General features: G+C 37.8%; 1 protein-coding gene. It reads left to right on the top strand.

The genetic code is table 11. The annotated features are described in order from the left end of the window. A partial coding sequence (locus MTCD1_RS18635; RefSeq protein WP_235013381.1) for a hypothetical protein occupies positions 1-345 on the top strand: 345 nt, incomplete at its 5' end. Between the last annotated feature and the right edge of the window lie 31 nt (positions 346-376).

Genomic DNA, 376 nt, shown 5'->3' with positions numbered 1-376 from the left:
CCCAAGGCCGTAAAGGTCGGAAACAAGCCCCTGTACGTTGCTAGAGCTGAAAAAGCGGCAAAGATGGAATCTACAATTGAATCTTTGAAAGAATCTTATAAAAATATCAAAAATGATATAGCTGCGTGGGGAAAGACATTCTTAGCAGAATTAAAAGTAATTACCGTCAGAAAAGCCGTGAAAGCCGCTAGGAGCATAGATACTCTGGAAAAGGTATCACCTGTGCTAGCAATTGAATATGATGCTGTAGTTGATAGCATAGAGAGCTTAAAGCCTGAGTCTGATGCTGATACTAAAGTATCAACGAATAGAAAAAGACGAACGAGAAAAAAGCCTAAAAACTAAGTATATCTATTTTGATATACCTAGTGAATAC

It is taken from the genome of Colwellia marinimaniae, from assembly GCF_002207865.1.
Taxonomy (GTDB): Bacteria; Pseudomonadota; Gammaproteobacteria; order Enterobacterales; family Alteromonadaceae; genus Colwellia; species Colwellia marinimaniae.
The sequence above is the reverse complement of the archived record's forward strand: the minus strand, read 5'-3'. Positions and strand labels throughout refer to the sequence as shown.